The 16,217-nt window shown below is 37.4% G+C and carries 14 protein-coding genes; 8 read left to right on the top strand and 6 right to left on the bottom strand.

The annotated features are described in order from the left end of the window. Positions 1 to 260 precede the first annotated feature (260 nt). The 6 genes from AC1M83_RS05725 to tssH are packed head-to-tail and all read right to left on the bottom strand — an operon-like array spanning position 261 to position 7,895. On the bottom strand, positions 261 to 1,238 hold the full coding sequence (locus AC1M83_RS05725) for a M15 family metallopeptidase (RefSeq protein ID WP_481590201.1): 978 nt from the start codon (positions 1,236 to 1,238) through the stop codon (positions 261 to 263). Next, positions 1,235 to 1,852: a hypothetical protein gene (locus tag AC1M83_RS05720; protein ID WP_481590200.1), complete on the bottom strand. Its 618-nt coding sequence runs from the start codon at positions 1,850 to 1,852 to the stop codon at positions 1,235 to 1,237. Before AC1M83_RS05720 ends, AC1M83_RS05725 begins: the two co-directional genes overlap by 4 nt. Positions 1,853 to 1,864: 12 nt before the next feature. Next, entirely contained in the window at positions 1,865 to 2,668 is an 804-nt protein-coding gene (icmH, locus tag AC1M83_RS05715) for a type IVB secretion system protein IcmH/DotU (protein WP_092766617.1), read from the bottom strand. A 19-nt stretch (positions 2,669 to 2,687) separates the two neighbouring features. Next, on the bottom strand, positions 2,688 to 4,052 hold the full coding sequence (gene tssK / locus AC1M83_RS05710) for a type VI secretion system baseplate subunit TssK (protein WP_481590199.1): 1,365 nt from the start codon (positions 4,050 to 4,052) through the stop codon (positions 2,688 to 2,690). Between the two features lie 5 nt (positions 4,053 to 4,057). After that, positions 4,058 to 5,176, bottom strand: a complete 1,119-nt coding sequence (gene tssA / locus AC1M83_RS05705) for a type VI secretion system protein TssA (RefSeq protein ID WP_481590198.1) — start codon at positions 5,174 to 5,176, stop codon at positions 4,058 to 4,060. Positions 5,177 to 5,198: 22 nt separating this feature from the next. Then, positions 5,199 to 7,895, bottom strand: a complete 2,697-nt coding sequence (gene tssH, locus AC1M83_RS05700) for a type VI secretion system ATPase TssH (RefSeq protein ID WP_481590209.1) — start codon at positions 7,893 to 7,895, stop codon at positions 5,199 to 5,201. Between the two features lie 432 nt (positions 7,896 to 8,327). Between tssH and AC1M83_RS05695 the strand changes: the two genes are divergently transcribed. From AC1M83_RS05695 to AC1M83_RS05660, 8 genes are all read left to right on the top strand, one after another. Next, positions 8,328 to 8,915, top strand: a complete 588-nt coding sequence (locus AC1M83_RS05695; protein WP_481590197.1) for a hypothetical protein — start codon at positions 8,328 to 8,330, stop codon at positions 8,913 to 8,915. A 28-nt stretch (positions 8,916 to 8,943) separates the two neighbouring features. Continuing rightward, positions 8,944 to 9,456, top strand: coding sequence for a type VI secretion system contractile sheath small subunit (gene tssB / locus AC1M83_RS05690; protein ID WP_092766613.1), 513 nt, complete (start codon positions 8,944 to 8,946; stop codon positions 9,454 to 9,456). Next, positions 9,449 to 10,930, top strand: coding sequence for a type VI secretion system contractile sheath large subunit (gene tssC / locus AC1M83_RS05685; RefSeq protein WP_092766612.1), 1,482 nt, complete (start codon positions 9,449 to 9,451; stop codon positions 10,928 to 10,930). The genes tssB and tssC overlap by 8 nt, the downstream gene beginning before the upstream one ends. A 44-nt stretch (positions 10,931 to 10,974) precedes the next feature. Next, positions 10,975 to 11,478 carry an Hcp family type VI secretion system effector gene (locus AC1M83_RS05680; protein ID WP_092766611.1) on the top strand — a complete coding sequence of 168 codons (504 nt, stop codon included), beginning with the start codon at positions 10,975 to 10,977 and terminating at the stop codon, positions 11,476 to 11,478. A 68-nt stretch (positions 11,479 to 11,546) separates the two neighbouring features. Further along, a complete protein-coding gene (gene tssE / locus AC1M83_RS05675; protein WP_481590196.1) occupies positions 11,547 to 12,026 on the top strand; it encodes a type VI secretion system baseplate subunit TssE in 480 nt (159 codons plus the stop codon). Between the two features lie 13 nt (positions 12,027 to 12,039). Further along, positions 12,040 to 13,848, top strand: coding sequence for a type VI secretion system baseplate subunit TssF (gene tssF / locus AC1M83_RS05670; protein ID WP_481590195.1), 1,809 nt, complete (start codon positions 12,040 to 12,042; stop codon positions 13,846 to 13,848). Beyond that, positions 13,812 to 14,807 (top strand): type VI secretion system baseplate subunit TssG, encoded by a 996-nt coding sequence (gene tssG / locus AC1M83_RS05665; protein WP_481590194.1) that lies wholly within the window; start codon positions 13,812 to 13,814, stop codon positions 14,805 to 14,807. The genes tssF and tssG overlap by 37 nt, the downstream gene beginning before the upstream one ends. Beyond that, on the top strand, positions 14,804 to 16,210 hold the full coding sequence (locus AC1M83_RS05660) for a hypothetical protein (RefSeq protein ID WP_481590193.1): 1,407 nt from the start codon (positions 14,804 to 14,806) through the stop codon (positions 16,208 to 16,210). The genes tssG and AC1M83_RS05660 overlap by 4 nt, the downstream gene beginning before the upstream one ends. Positions 16,211 to 16,217: the final 7 nt, after the last annotated feature.

Raw genomic sequence — 16,217 nt, 5'->3', positions numbered from 1 at the left:
GATGGTAGTGTGGGGTTACCCATGTGAGAGTAAGTCATCGCCAGCTCATTATTCTAAACACCCCCTTCAATACAAGGGGGTGTTTTTTTATGTGAAAAGAAAAAAATAAACAAATAAAATTAAGGGAAAGGCATGGGTACGGGAAAATTAACTTCTAAATCAATGTCTTCACATAGTTAATTACAAGCGCAAAATATATCAATAAATACAAAAATGCCTGTATCGTTAACAGGCATTTTGAAAAGAGGATCAACGGATTATTACTGTTCTATATTGCTTGCCATTAAATTACCTTGTTCAGCTTCTCGCATGAAACGATCATGAGTTTCCTTGCTACGAACCAAGCCAGGCATTCGATATTCTGTATGACCGTAGTCATGAATTTTTGTCCAACGTCCTCCCCAAACTAAACCGACAGACTCAGCAACTTGACCATATAACTGATAGCCACGCATAGCCCAAGGATCACGTTCAGAAATAACGACTTTACCATCTCGCTTGAATGCGACATCAGCTGCCAAACCAAATTGGTGATAGCTACGGTATGCAGTCGCTAAAGTGGTTGCTTTATTCCGAGATAGGCTATTTTGTCGTGCAGGACTACGATAACCCTCTAGTAATACTAATTCATAGCCATGTTGTTCCTTCATAATTTTGAAGACCATAAGTAATCGTTGTTTATAGCGTGGATGCATCTTGTCCCACTTACGATTTACCATTGAAGTATCGAGATGACCATGAGAAAACTCTGAATTTTCTACATTAGGAATAGTTGTCGATGAAACAGAACCGCCAGTTTGAGCTTGATATTGTTGCTCAAGACGTACAGCTTCAACGATTGCTGCATCGACGAGACTTTCTTCAACCTCTGGAGGAGGGGAAAGAATTTCCCCATTTAATAAGTTATAAATTTGAGGATCAGCTTTCTTTAAATAGTTCGCTTCTATTTTTGTAGGATCAACGGGTTTTGTAAAAGCAAAAAGCATAATACTGCTAAGTAAGAAAAAACCAGCAATGAGTATCCACCATTGCTGTAAGTGCCAATGCGTTTGAATTTGGTCTGCTGAAGCAGCATGATTCATTTCATGTGCAAATTTACGTGCGTTTAAAAGCTTTTTTTTACCTTGTGGTAATAAGCTTTGTGCATAATCTATTACTTTTTGTCTTATCTCATAAGACATCAATAAAGTCAGTGCGATGATTAATATCACAAAACTGACAATGATAAAAAAAATCACGGTGCAGGTTCTTTAGCAGTTCGTGTGACTGAAACTTCTACGCTGGCTACAGGAATATCAATATTTCCATCAGTGTCAGCTTTACTTTCAGCAACTTTATTTGCATTGGCTGTCGTAGGCTTAGACTCAGGCTTTTTTATGGTTTTCGGTAATGCTTCAGTTGTGGTCTTTTTTACTGGTTCTGCTTTAGGTGGAACTTGGGAAGTTTTGTTACTTAAAGGTTGTGCTTGATTAAAAGTTGATTCGAAGGGATTTTTACTTGAAGTCACTGGTTGAGTTGCTTGAGCAGAGTTTGTTTGCTGATGTTTGAAAATATTATTAAGCTCATTTAGCTTGGGTTGAGCTTGGTGATATTCATCAGGTTCAGATTGCTCGTTTTGATCAGCTTGGGTGATTCCCGAATCAATATTGGACAATTTATCATTTGAGTGTGTTGAATCTGTATCTGCTGCGTTAATCGGTTGGAAGCTTGGTTGATTTAAATAGGTATAAAAAGCTAAAGATGTGGCAGAGATACCAATTGCTACACCAATGATCCCGCTTACTAGAGGCGAAATTTTTTTATTTTTTTTAGTAGGTGTAAGGACTCTAATATTTTTCTTTTCTTGGCTCATATTGAATATCTTTTATGGTAAATGAATCGTTATGTGGGCCTGTTCAGCAGGTGCACTAATGACATTATTATATTGAGTCATGGCTTTGGTCTCTTGTTGACTGAGCATATAGCGAAGTCCAGAAAATGCCAATAATGCAAAGAGGAGTAAAAATAATAGAATCCAAGCGAATGGAAGTTCTTTATGAATAATGTTTTTAATTTGATCAGGCAATGCAGCGAAAGGTGAAAAGAGGGCTTTTTTACCTTTTAAATAATCTATTTCATCGCCTACGCGTGCAACCAAATGATTTAAGCTTTCAATTGATTCAATACGGTATTTACCTTGAAAACCTAACAGTAAACAGTAGTGAAAAACTTCTAAAGCTGCTAAGCGATCTTTTCCACGAGTTCTAATTTTTTCTAATAAGTCAAAAAATTGATAACCTGCAAGTTGAGATCCAAATAAAGTTAACTGAAGAGGACTAATCAACCACGAATTTTGTAAATGGAAATAACTAGGGTTCTGTTGTGTGACAATCGTTTCATCAAGTAATGCACAAAATGCATATTTGGCATCATGGATATCCTCGGCTGAAAACTGCAACTTCTTCGCTTGTAATTCGAAACGTTGTAGTTGATCCATGATTTTTTGGCGAAATTCATCGACATTGTCAGGAACGTATTGGTTACGAATTAAAAAAACGATGTAGAAACCGTCATGCATTAAATCAACCAAATTAGAAGACTGCGTCAATTTATTCTGTTGCTGTGGTGTAGAGCCTGCTCCAATCTGACCGTCATCGAACAGTGAAGGTGCTCCATTAGGCATATTCATATTTTTCTCTTCTCAATCTCTAGCCATTCATCACTGCGATGAGTTCAATACTGATATCTTGGAATCCAGCAGGTACATAAATACAGATGGTTTCAGACTCCAACATGCGTTGATAGAGTTCATGATGAGGTTCAATTTCAAAATAACTCACACCAGAGCGGACTGGAATCGCAGTAGGTACTTGCATCAAATGGTGAATCGGAATAGCAGGCAATGCAGAGACGACACGTTGCTCAACATCGACTGTTGTGCCCACTTTAAAACGTAGTGGGACAATTTGTACAAGTTCGTGTGTCTGCATCATTGAACTAGACACAGCAATATACAGACGAGATTCGCGAGTGATCTTATCTGACTCTAAGCTACCAACCCAATACGAAGGACGTATTTCTTTAAGACTGATATTGAAGTATCGACTTGAAATGATTGTGTCAAGTAACTCTCTTAAAATGACATCTAACTGCGCAAAGCTATCTTGTAAATTATGATGTTGATATTGAGGTAAATGTTCAACTTCATAGGCTGTTGAGAATGTCAATAATGAGCCAGTCAATCTGAGTAATTCAAAAAATAAGCGTTCAGGGTGAATTTGGGGATGAGTCAATAAATGGCTGAGAGTTGCATGAGCAGTATTCAATGCATTCACTAGCCAAAACGAAACAATGTCACCTGATCTAAATTCAATTAATTTTTGTTCGTTTTCGCGATTGTTGGTTTGAATAGTTTTGATTTTTGCTTTAATGACATTCAAGGTACGTTTTAAATTAGCAACCAATGACTCACATGAAGCAATATGCAAAATTGGTGGAATAAATTTTGTATCAAGTTCAAAGCTTCCTGAACTATGACGCTTAATTTTTCCTATCGGCAAATATAAAAAACCATCCAGTTCATGAGGAGTATCATTCTGAGATTCCAGTAATTTCAGCTCAGCACGACGACGAATGTAAGTAATTTCAGCAGGTGTGGCATCTGTGAACAAATCATGAGTTTCATTCAGATACGAATGATATCGACTTGGTTGTGTCGAAGCCTCATGGGCGATATTACGCTTGTTTGGTTGAACGATAGGGAGCGCAAGAAAAATGGTCATTTCACCACGGAAATTGAGCTCATCGAGCAGTACGGGCTGAGGTAAAAGATCTCGCGAAGGAGCAGCGTAAATTTCACCATCTTGCCAAATCATTTCAATGTGCTCAATTGCTAGCACATGGGTCGTTAATTGAGATTCATCAAATTTGAGCTGTTGTATCCCATATGCGAATGGAATGGTGGCGCGAATAGTTTGATTTAAACGCTGTTCATGATAACTGTCTTGAATTTGAAAGTGCTGCGGTCTTAAAAATAGACCTTCACCCCACAGTACTTTTTCTGCTTTAAACATTGAGATTACCATTCATTAGATTCATTGCTATTTTTTACACCCAAGAGTTCATGGACTGATTCCAATGGGTTGTTATCGTTTTTAATGACTTGTGCGAGCCATTCATGAAGCGGCATTTGGCTCCATTTAATGGTTTTTTGAAGCATATAACTCACAGGACTATGTGGTTCATTTGCTTGAAAATAATCCGCAATATCTTTAAGCACTCGCATTGCTTGTTCACGATTTTGTAGATGACTTTGTGGTTGAGGTTGAAATGACTGCTGAGTTACTGCTGCTTGTATATTTGCTGTTGGAGCAGAATTTATATTTGAATTGTTTTCTTGGAATTGTAGGTCTTGATTCATGTCAGGAGTATCCTCAGACATTAAAAATGCATCTGCTTTGTAAATTTTTTTCAGTGTTTTATGTATGTCTTCCAACTGAGAATCAGTATTTGCGAAACTTGGAGCGTCTAATTGCATCAGTTGATCAAGTACTTGCTTGAGGGTATCCCAGTGCATCAAAATTTCTAAAAAGAACTGATAATTGTTGTATTGGAAACTTTTTGAGGTATTAAATAAGCTTTGTTCGAACTGCTCGATTTCTGGATGATTCTGAGAAGATCCATAATCATCAGCATTTTTTAATCTTACATTTTGTTGATGCAGTAATTTTTCATAATCGTAGATTGAATAGAAAGGAGCTGAATTGATGAGTGGAACACGTTTAATCAAAGCAGGTAATTGAGAAGTCAAACCTTGCAATAAACCCAGACGTTGATCTAAATCATCATCTTCAATTTCAGGATATATATCTTTCCAATAATTGGATAACATACGATGCGAAAGCTCAAGGCTACGAGCGACTCCTTCGTAACCGTAGAGTTGACTCCAAGCTTCGCTTAACCAAGTCAATAAACGAATATCTTTACTTTTTTGAGTCAGAACATCGATACATTTTGCTGAAACAAATGACCAATCTGCTTGTTTAGGTTCAGCTACCCAATCCCCCATATCTAAGAGCGGATCATCTTGGGTTTTCGCTTTCTTGATTTCATGAAATTCATTCGAAAAAGATAGATCTTCGCCACAAATTGCTTGATCTGAGATTGGTTGAAGTAGCTGTTCTATATCAATGTTCATATTAATTTATATACTCAAATAATTATGCTTCAACAATTTTCTTTTTGGTGGCTTTACGCTTTTTCGGTGCTGTTGTTGGATCTAATCGATACTCAATCACGTCATCTTTGCTATCAATTTGAATTAATTTAGGCACTTTGTTATCCGCTAAGGCAATCAATATTTGTGTTGCTAGTTCAGGTAAAACTGAAGAGTTTAGAATATTGTCTACATTACGTGCGCCACTATCGACTTCTGTACAGCGACTTAAGAGGAGTTCCACCAAATCATCGGTGTATTCAACACGTGTTTGATATTGTTTGAAAATACGATCAGTAATTTTGCCTAACTTATGATGAATAATACGCACAAGTAGATCATCATGGAGTGGGAAGTAAGGCACGATACGCATACGTCCCAAGAAGGCAGGTTTAAACTGTTTATATAAACTTGGTTTTAAATGTTCAATTAAGTCTTCTGCCGTAGGCCATTCTTCTACAGGTTTAGTCAAACAGGCCTGCATAATTGCGCTTGAGCCAGTGTTAGAGGTCAATAAAATTGTGGTATTTTTAAAATCGATAACACGTCCTTCACCATCTTCAAGTGTGCCTTTGTCAAAGACTTGGTAAAATAACTCTTGAACATCTGAATGTGCTTTTTCAATTTCATCTAACAAAACAACGCTATACGGATTGCGTCTAACAGCTTCAGTGAGGACACCACCTTGACCATATCCTACATAGCCTGGAGGCGCACCTTTCAATGAGGAAACAGTATGAGCCTCTTGATACTCAGACATGTTAATCGTGATGAGATGAGATTCCCCACCATACAGCTCATTGGCTAAAGCTAAAGCCGTTTCTGTTTTCCCCACACCACTTGGTCCAACCAACATAAATACCCCTTGAGGCTTGTTTGGATCTTCAAGTTTTGCTTTAGAGGTTTTGATTCCTTGAACAAGTTGATGCAGGGCATAGTCTTGACCCATGACGCGTTGTTCCAGTTTTTCTTCTAAACTTAGAATTTGCTTAATTTCGTCATTGACCATTTTTCCTACAGGAATACCAGTCCAATCTGAAATAATCTCATTAATGATTTGAGCATTAACACGTTCAAATACCAGAGGTTGTTCACCTTGTAATATTTTTAAATCTGATCTGAGTTGCTGAATCTGATTTTTAAAATCATTACTGTGTTCTTCATCTTTTAATTCAGAATTTTTTTGCTCAAGTGTTTTGATTTTTTGAACAATTTCTAGTTCTTGTTTCCACTTTTCAGTTGTGGCATTTAACTCATTTTCTATTTCAGTGATCCGATTTTTAAGATTGGAGATGCGTTCGTCATGCTGTGGGAACTGATTATTCTCTTGTTCCAAAATATCTAATTCAAGCAATAAATTATGATTTTGAGCATGTAGCTGATCTAACTTTACCGGCTGAGCATTCTGAGTTAATGCCACACGAGCGGCAGCAGTATCTAAAACACTCACTGCTTTATCTGGGAGTTGTCGACCAGCAATATATCGATGTGAAGAATGAACAGCAGTCACAATGGCTTCGTCATCGATTTGAAGATTAAAGTGTTTAGCCATGACAGGAATCATGGCGCGAAGCATATCAATCGCAACTTCTTCAGTCGGTTCTTCAACTTTGACGACTTGGAAACGACGACTGAGCGCCGCATCTTTTTCAAAATATTGCTTATATTCAGCCCATGTAGTTGCAGCAATTGTTCTTAACTCGCCACGTGCTAAGGCTGGTTTAAGGAGATTCGCCGCATCATTTTGACCAGCTTGACCGCCTGCACCAATCAGTGTGTGTGCTTCATCAATGAAGATGATGATAGGATGAGCGGAACTTTGAACCTCTTGGATGACTTGTTTTAAGCGATTTTCAAACTCACCTTTTACACTTGCACCTGCTTGTAATAGACCCATATCAAGAACATGGATATGTACATTTTTTAATGCATCAGGCACTTGGTTGTTGGCAATCTTCAGCGCTAAACCTTCAACGACAGCAGTTTTACCTACGCCTGGCTCACCTGTTAAAATAGGATTATTTTGACGACGACGCATCAGAATATCCAACATAAGGCGAATTTCAAACTCACGTCCAATGACAGGATCAATCCCACCGTTAAGCGCTTTTTGAGTCAAGTTAATGGTGTATTGATCTAGTGCAGGTGTTTTTGCATGAGATTCTGAACTTTGAATCGTATCCTGATCCTGAACATCATTTTGATGATCAGCTTGAGGGAGATGCTCTTCAATGCTAGCTTTACAAATTTCTATAAATTTGTGTTTCATCGTATCAATCGGGAACAGATCGAATAAACTCGATGCACGAAGCGCGATTTGATATAAATCTCCTGCAGTCAATAACGCAACTAATAAGTGCCCGCTACGGATGACTGGGGTTTGATCTGCGGAAGCAATAAGCCAAGCTTGTTCTAGCAGACGTACAATCGATTGAGCAAAAATAGGTGTACGCGTATTGCCTTTGGGCAAGTGCGAAATCGTTTCTTGTAAATCATCGATCAGTGCATTTTTAGAAATTTTATAGTGATCGAGCAAAATAGAGAGATCATTTTTTACGTTTTGATTTAATAATTCGAAGAGTAGATGTTCAATTTCGATTTCGTAATTTTGTTGATTAATACAATAATTTGCAGACTTTTCTAGTGCTGTTCTTGTCGTAGGAGATAGTTTTGTAATCAAAATTTTCAAGTTATTCATCAGAATTCTCTGTGTTCAAATTATTTATAGTTACTTAAAATAAACCTAAATAACGTCTATTTTTAAGATTTTTAACGACTAAATATTTAATAAACAATAATTTTTAGTATGAAAAAATTCACCCATATTTTTTATTCTACCTAAATAAATGTGATAAAAAAACTATCCTATAGTGTGAATCGTTTACAGAACTATATAATTTTGTAACTTAAAAAACTTAATTGTTTCTTTATTATAATGGTCATAATGTTGACTAAGTTTGCATTTATAAGTTTAAATTTTAATTAAATCTAATATATAGAAGACATTGCTCTAAACATTGAGTGTGTTAAAAAATGATTTAATGAATCATATAGTTAATGTAAATTTAATAATAAGTGAGGGTGTATTTTGAATACTAAAATTCTGCTTACAACTCTGCTAATTGGGTTGGGGATGGCGTCTACAACTTACGCAGATGAAGTAAAACTCAAAAGAGGTTGTGTTAAAGATCATCCATTAGTAGCGGGTGAAACAGACCAGACATTGCTACAAATTTATACTCAAGCATGTGATAAAAAAAATAAAGACAACAAAAATGGTTTTCTAGCACAAGCAGCTCAGCGTTTTCAACAAATCGGACAAAATCAGAAAGCACTTCAATTGGTGAACAGTCTTAATGCACAAAATGTTCAGCACTCATCGTTAACAGATACTAAGTTTTTAGCTGGAATCGGAATCGCGAATGAGGCATTAGAGCAAATGCGTGGACCAGAAGTACGTTATTTGACTGAAGAGACTTACGAACCTGCGTTGGCACTTTCTGAAGCAGTTAAAAAAGCTAAACCTTTGACTGTAATCGAAACCAAAGTTGAAGAAGCACCTAAGCGTGTTCAAGAGACTCGAACTACTCGACAGCCTGCACGTACGACGCGCCGTGCATCGACTCCAGCAAAAACAACACCCGCTAAAACAACGACACCTGCGAAAGTTGAAAAACCAGCAGCACCCAAACGTGAGAATCCATTTGGCTCGTTGAACTGATCAAATTACAAATTTAGGAAAAAATAATATGGCTAAGCGTGAAAGTGTTCAAAAAAAATTACAACGCATCCGACCACCTCGAGTACAACTGACGTATGACGTAGAAGTAGGTGATGGTAAAGAAATAAAAGAACTTCCTTTTGTTGTTGGTGTATTAGGGGACTTCTCAGCAGCATCTGAACTTGAAAGAACTAAACTGAAAGATAAGAAATTTATTAATGTAGATTTGGATAACATTGATGAAGTAATGAGTTCGCTAGCACCAAGAGCAGCCTTTCAAGTTGAAAACACAATTTCGGAAGAGGGTGGAAATATGTCGGTAGATCTTACTTTTAACTCAATGGAAGATTTCCGACCTGAAAATGTTGTTCAACAAGTTGACCCTTTACGCAAATTGGTTGAAGCGCGTGAACGCCTTTCAGATTTGCGTAATAAAATTTCAAATAGTGAACGTCTAGAAGATCTGCTTGATGAAATTCTTCAAAATACAGATCAAGTACGCAAATTAAGTGCTGAAGCAGGAGGCGACGACCGTGAGTAATTTACAAACCGCACCTGCGACAAGCAATGCTGTTGAAGAAACGAGTCTTCTAGATTCGATTGTTGAACAAAGTCGAATTGCGCGTAACGATGATGAACATGTTCGTGCGAAAAATTTAATTGGGGAATTAGCCAAAGAAGTTATGGCTGGAACAATTACTGTTTCAGAAAACATGACGGTCTCAATAGATAAGCGTATTGCTGAAATTGATGCTTTAATTTCTGCTCAATTAAGCAAAATTATGCATCATGAACAGTTTCAAAAGATTGAGTCGACTTGGCGTGGACTTTACTATTTCTGTCAAGAAACACCTTCAAATCCTTTAATTAAAATCCGCATTTTAAATACCACTAAAAAAGAATTGATTAAGGACTTCCAAGGCGCAACTGACTTTGATCAAAGCACATTGTTCAAAAAAGTGTATGAAGAAGAATATGGTTCTTTTGGTGGTGCACCTTACGCAACTTTGATTGGTGATTTTGAATTCGATCGCACACCGTCAGATATGTATCTTTTAGAACAAATCTCTCATGTTGCCGCTGCCTCTCATGCACCCTTTATTTCAGCAGCAAGCCCTTCAATTCTAGGTCTTGAATCTTTCACTGAAATTGATCGTCCTCGTGATGTATCTAAAATTTTTGAAACTGCAGAATATGTACAGTGGCGCTCATTCCGTGAAAGTGATGATTCTCGCTATGTGGCTTTAACTATGCCACGCGTTCTGGGTCGCCTGCCTTATGACCCTAAAGAGGGTTGGGCAACAGAAGGCTTTAACTTCGTTGAAGAAGTCTCAGGTGAAGATCACGATCAATATCTCTGGATGAATGCAGCATACGGTTTCGGTACACGTTTAACGAATGCATTTGATATGCATGGTTGGTGTGCAGCAATTCGTGGGGTTGAAGGTGGTGGTTTAGTAGAAGGCTTGCCAGTACATACCTTCAAAACCAATGATGGTGAAGTCGTATTTAAGTGTCCGACAGAAGTTGCGATTACGGACCGCCGTGAGAAAGAGTTGAGCGATCTCGGTTTTATTCCATTAGTACACTGCAAAAACACAGACTACGCAGCGTTCTTTGGGGCTCAATCGACCCAAAAGCCTAAGAAATATGATAGCGATACAGCGAATGCAAATTCAGCACTCTCAAGCCAGATTCAATACATCATGGCTGTGTCGCGTATTGCGCATTATTTGAAAGCAATGATGCGAGATAAAGTCGGAAGTTTTGCTTCAGCTGGAAATGTAGAAAGCTTTTTGAATGATTGGTTATCTCAATATGTATTACTAGATGATGGTGCATCACAAGAGGCCAAAGCTAAGCGCCCGCTTCGTGAAGCATCTGTAAAAGTTGTGGAAGACCCGGCGAACCCTGGTCACTACAAATCGGTCGTGTTTTTAAGACCGCACTTCCAGTTGGACGAGTTGTCGGTATCTTTGAGACTTGTCACTGAGTTACCTCAGTCCTCTAATTAAATAGAGCAACTTTATAATAACGTTAAATAAAACAGGAAATCTTCATGAAAGATATATATGTTCAATTTCGAGGAAAATACAAAGTAGACGGCGAATCTCGTGACACTGAGCACAAAGATTGGTTGGAAGTTAATTCTTGGTCTCATAACATCCGTCAGCCTAAATCTGCGACATCTTCAAGTGTTGGTGGTCATACTTCTGAGCGTGTTGAACATTCAGACATGTTGTTCGTTAAAGATTTAGATGCGACTAGCCCGAAACTTTGGGAAGCATGTTCTGCTGGTTACACTTTTGATGAAGTACAAATCGATTACTACCGTGCGAATGGTGATAAGCGTATCAAGTACCTTCAAATCAAATTGAAACATGTTCTAGTTTCAAGCGTAACACCATCTGTAAATGCTGAAGGTGTTCCGACTGAAGCATTTGGTTTGAAATATGCTGCTGTTGAGTGGACATACAACCAACAAGATATCGATGGTACTCAAAAAGGTGCGATCACGAAGCAATGGTCACTTTCTAACAACACTGCAAGCTACAAAGCTTAAAGTCTTGAAAGTGAGAGGAGTAGGGGCTGACTTAAGTTGGCCTTTACTCATCTTTTAGAGTAGGCAAGATGAAAACAAATTTAGATCATCTTTATCCATTTGGCTTCCGTTCAACTTTATTTGATCGCTTGATTCCAGAATATGAGGATCAGATCAAAGGCTTGTCTATGCAAGAGCTACGTGAATCTGTTGCACATGACTTGGAGGATCTACTTAATAGTCGAGTAGCCAAGTTTGATCAGATTGATGAATGCCCTACGGTTAAAGGCTCGATTGCACAGTTTGGCATTATTGATTTTGTTGGATTATCAACAGCGAATCCAATGGATCGAGACAAAATTTGCCAATCTATTCAGCAGTCCATTGCGGCACATGAACCTCGCCTACGACAAATTCAAGTTGAAATGTTGTTAGACAGCGACAATATGGGCGCACTTTGCCTCAGTATTCAAGCATATTTAAATATCCATCCATTGTATGAGCCTGTAGTTTTTGATGCTTTATTGAAACCAACGACACAACAATATGTAATTTCGGCTAGATCTTAAGATTGGGGCTTTTGTGATAGAAGAACTTTTACCGTACTACGAAAAACAATTACAAGAATTTGGACAACAATCTCGTGAGTTTGCTCAGAAGTATCCTAAAATTGCCCAACGGCTCTCGCTCAACCAAGAACAGATTGATGATCCACACATTGAGCGCTTAATTCAGGCGTTTTCGTTGATTGCTGCTCGAATTGATAAAAAATTAGCAGACAGTTATGACGTTTTTACACGTGCTTTATTTGAGGTGATGTTCCCTCAATATTTAAGACATTTTCCAAGTTGTACTGTCGTCAGTTTCGAAGATCAAAATAAAATAAAACAATTAACTGAAGCTCACGTCATTCCGCAGGCAACAACGCTAAAATCACGAAGCTTTAAGGGGGTTCAATGTGAATTTAATACCTGTCAAGCTGTACGATTACTTCCCATTCAACTGAACCAAGTTCAATTTAAAACGAACCCAAGTGCTCAAATTCATCTCAATCAAAATGCCACTTTGCAATTAAGTTTTGAAACTTTCAATGAAGCAGGCTTGTGGATTCATCAAGAAAAACTCCCTATTTATTTAGATGCTATTTCAAATTTTCCGCTGCAAGTTTTGGATAGTATTTTCAAAAAAGATACGACTTTTACGGTACGCATTGGAACACAGCTTTATCAAATTTCTAATCCATTTTCCTTAATGGGCTTTGAGGAAGATGAGAGTTTATTGCCTATTGATCAACATACACATCATGCCTATCGCTTGTTGATGGAATATTTTTGTTTTGCAGATAAATTCAGCTTTCTTAATCTTGATTTGTCTTTTTTAAGAAATTTATTAGATCAACAAACGAGTTTTGATCTCCAAATTCATTTTAAGTTAAACCTAAACGATCAGGCGATTATTCGTAATTATTCAGAGCTGAATGTTGCAAATTTCAAATTGTTCAGCACGCCAGCTGTTAATCTTTTTGAAAAAAATGCTGAACCACAAAAAATACATCATCGACAACTCGAATATCCATTGATCACGGATGCGCATCATCCTGAATTTTATCAGGTCTATTCGATTCAGAAAATGCACATGGTTCGTGAAAAGATTAATCTGGATCAGGTTTATCATCCAGTGTTGCCGTTCTTTGGAATGAGTCATTACCATGATGAAAATGTCCAATTTTTCTATGCATTGAACTCATCCCAGCTCAACAATAAGTTTGTTGAAACGGGTTATTCCATTATTTCTAAGCATTTACAGCCGTATGATATAAAGTCTGATTTTATTAGCACCGTATTGCTATGTTCGAATCGGAATTTACCGCATGAAGCATTAAGCCAGTCAAATAATATTTTAAATCTAAATGATAGTAGTTTGGCACGTCGTGCTTTGGTATTGAAGCGTCCGAGTTTACCCTATCAATTTGAGCAAAATCAGAAAGAGCAATGGCGCATTATTTCTCATCTTTCATTAAATACGTTAGCACTGATGAAAGGGGATGCGGTAGCGCATTTAAAAGAATTATTAGAGTTATATAACTTACCGTCGAATAAAGAAAATCATCTATTAATTAACTCGATTAAACAAATTGAATTTAGCCTGACGCATAAGTTGGTTGAAGCCAAACCTTTCCCGCTTTTCGTACGAGGACTCAAAGTTGTTATCCGAATCGATGAACAAGTATTCAGAGGTCATAGTCTTTATATTTTCAGTCAATTGCTGAGCCATGTGTTTAACTTAAAAGTGCAGTTAAATAGTTTTGTCGATGTCATAATCGAAGATGCTCAATCACAACAGGAGTTATACCAATGCGTGCAGAACGTTGGTGGCAAGAAGCTTCTGTAATAGACCATTTATTTCAACAGCCGACTGCTTATGAATTTATTCAGTCGATTCGATTGTTAAGACATGTGCCCTATGCTCGGCCACATACACCATGGGATCGTGATTTTAAATTTCATCCTTCCTTAGAGCTTAACTTCCCTAAAAAAGAAATTGAATCACTCGCTTTAGAAGATGACAAAGTTCAGCTTACAAATTTAATGGTGGGTTTGACTGGCATGCAGGGGGCATTACCCTATAGCTATACCAATAAAGTTAAATCAGCACCACGCAAATTTCGAGTTGAAACAACGCAATTCTTGAGTTTATTTAATCATAAGCTCACTTCACAATTCGTTGATGCGACGGTCAAGTACAATTTACCAGTACGGTATGAGGTCGAGTCTGAAAATCATTATCTGAATATTATCCATGCTTTAAATGGTTATATTAGTCAGCAACATCAACAACAAGAACTTGATGATTATTTTGCTGAATTTGCAGGATTAATGCAGGGGCAAAATAATACAGCACATGCTTTAAAAACTATGATTGCACAGGTATTTAATCAGCATGTGGCAATACAAGAGTTTATCCCTGAAAAATTTAAATTAGAGCTTCAGCAGAGAACATCCTTAGGAGGGGCGACGCCAAGCTTGTTAGGATTGAATACATTTTGTGGAGAGACTATTACCCAAATTGATGGCAAAATTGAAATTCAAATTGGACCGTTGGATCGTAAAACTTACCTAGATTTTCTACCACAACAAAAACTAAGTTTAAAATTAAAAAAACTACTACAAAGCTGGTGTAGCCCAACCTTATTGGTTGATGTTCGTTTAATTTTATCAAAACAAGAAATACAGCCTATTACTTTAAATTCGGAGCATTCTATGGGGCTTAGTCAGGGTGCCTTTTTAGCTCATAATCAACCGCTAGACAATGATGAAACTTGCTACCCATTGCTTGGAGTAGCGTCATGATCAAAATCATTGTTGGAGTGTTCCTTACTGTTTATCTGGTGATTTCTGCGATTGTGGTGCTGTATTGGCGTGACATCAATTTTGATCCTTCTGGCAGTGATCTACTTATCTTTTTTGGATTGTTACCTGTTGCAACCACTGCTTTTTTGGTGATGCCCTATATGATTTATCATTGGATAAAAGAGCAAAAAAATAAACAGAATGATCCTCAACTTAGCGATGAGACCACAATTGAGGAGCTACAGCCTGAGCCTGTGGTGTGGATCAATTTAAATGTCTATCGCGCTTATGCACTCAATGCTTTGGGTGAAAATCATCTGATTATTGATGCGATTCGGGAATTCAAGAGTCCTGAACTTGATGACAAATTATTGAATGGGTATGGCTTGCCTATTCTGAGTTATCGAATTTCTGATTTAGACGTCGAACAAGATGAAGAGGATGAATATAGCTTCAAACGGCAATACCGCATTCACCAATTGATTCTGACTCAACTCGAACAACAAACAGAAATACTCTGGGAAATTAGTGAGCATTTAAAAAAATCTGCACTTTTCTACGATACTCAAATTAGCCAATCTTATCGTATGCATCCAGCATGGATTGATCCTCAGGCTGAGTATCATGATGGGGAAGAAGATACTCCTTCTGTGCAGCAAGTTTATCGACTGAATAAGCTTAAAATCCACCTGATTCTCGCTGAAGAATTACTGCATGTTTGGGATGAACAAGATTCTGAGCAACTCATTTCAGACTACCTGAGTCAGCTCAATTATATTCCTGAAGTGTTTCACGTGGAACACCACTATTGGGGTGCTGAAACAAGCTATAGTGAATGGATTCATCTTTTACAAAGTATTGAAAAAGATGAGTCGTCTATAAGTCTTGTGTTTATCGTTGATTCCGAAATTGACCAAGATACATTAGATGAAAAGATTTGGATTTCAGAGCAGTATATTCCTGCAGAATATATTTCGAGCTGTTGTTTAGCTTCACCTAAAATTCAAATTGAAAATGTTTTACCTACGAAAACATTAGATATTGCGATAAATGAAAAACAACTGAAACAGAGTTTAGATCGCTATAACATTGATCATCAGTTCAAAGTGGAAAATGAGCAGCCCTTTACAGTTCTGTTGGATGACATTACTCAACTCAAAACACTTAAGAAAATTGAGCAAAATTTTGCCAATACGAATATTGAGCAACATCACTATTTAATGCTTTTTCCAACACTTGGGAATACACAAAGCTTAGCTAAAATTTTTGGCTTTACTCTCGCTTTTCAGTTTGATGATGCCTTGATGACAATGGTGTATACAACTCAAAACCCAGATGTTCAGACATTTATTCAAACTTATCAATCAGAATCAGACATAAATCCTGAGCAGCAAAACGTTTAAAAATTTA

This window comes from Acinetobacter sp. 25-47-130 (assembly GCF_056779705.1).
The sequence above is the reverse complement of the archived record's forward strand: the minus strand, read 5'-3'. Positions and strand labels throughout refer to the sequence as shown.